An 835-nucleotide genomic window follows, 5' to 3' on the forward strand; every position below is an offset into this window, starting at 1 on the left:
ACACGGTCATGTCGGCACCTGTTTCGGCGATGAAGACCTCCGCGACGGTGGTGCTGAATCCCGGGATGCTGATCAGGAGCTCCCGGGCGAGACGAAAGGGCTCCATCGCCGCCTCGATCCTGGCACTCAGGTCCTCGATATCGGCGGTGTGGGCGTCGACCCGGTGCAGATAAAGTTCCGCCATGTAGCGGTGGTGGCTGCCGAACCGGCCAGTGAGCGCGTCGGTGAGCTCGGGGATCTTTGACCGCATCCTGCGCTGGGCGAGGTTTGCCAGGACCACCGGGTCCTGTTGCCCCTCGATCAATGCCTTCAGCATCAGCCGTCCCGAGACCCCGGTGATGTCCGAGGCCACCGAGGAGAGCTTGATGCAGGCGTCCTCCAGGAGTTTCTCCAGCCTCTGGATCTCCCGGGTCCGTTCCCGGGTGATGACGGTCCTGGCCCGGGTCAGGTCGCGCAGTTCACGGATCGGCGGCGGGGGCACGAACGAGGCTCGGACCAGCCCGTGGGCGCCCAGATCCGCGAGCCAAGCAGCGTCGGAGACATCGGTTTTACGGCCCGGGACGTTTCTGGCATCACGGGCGTTGACCAGGATGACGTTCAATCCCTCGTCCTCGAGCAGGTAGTAGAAGGGACGCCAGTAATCACTGGTCGCTTCCATCACCACCAGACTGACCTGCTCCTTGAGCAGGTGTTCCTTCAGGTCCAGGATCTGTCCGGTCATCGCACCCCACGTGGTGACCGTCGACGCGGTTGCCCTGGCCCCCCGCCCCTGGACACGGACACAGACCTTCGCATCCTTCTTCGAAATATCAATACCCGCGCACCGCGGGTGCAT

Annotated in this window: 1 protein-coding gene; it reads right to left on the reverse strand. The window is 64.2% G+C overall.

Annotated features, from left to right (window positions below):
• The coding region (locus QMG52_RS21780) for an IS110 family RNA-guided transposase (protein WP_283562484.1) at positions 1-835 on the reverse strand (835 nt) is incomplete at both ends.

Source organism: Paenarthrobacter sp. PH39-S1, from assembly GCF_030063245.1.
Lineage (GTDB): Bacteria > Actinomycetota > Actinomycetes > Actinomycetales > Micrococcaceae > Arthrobacter_M.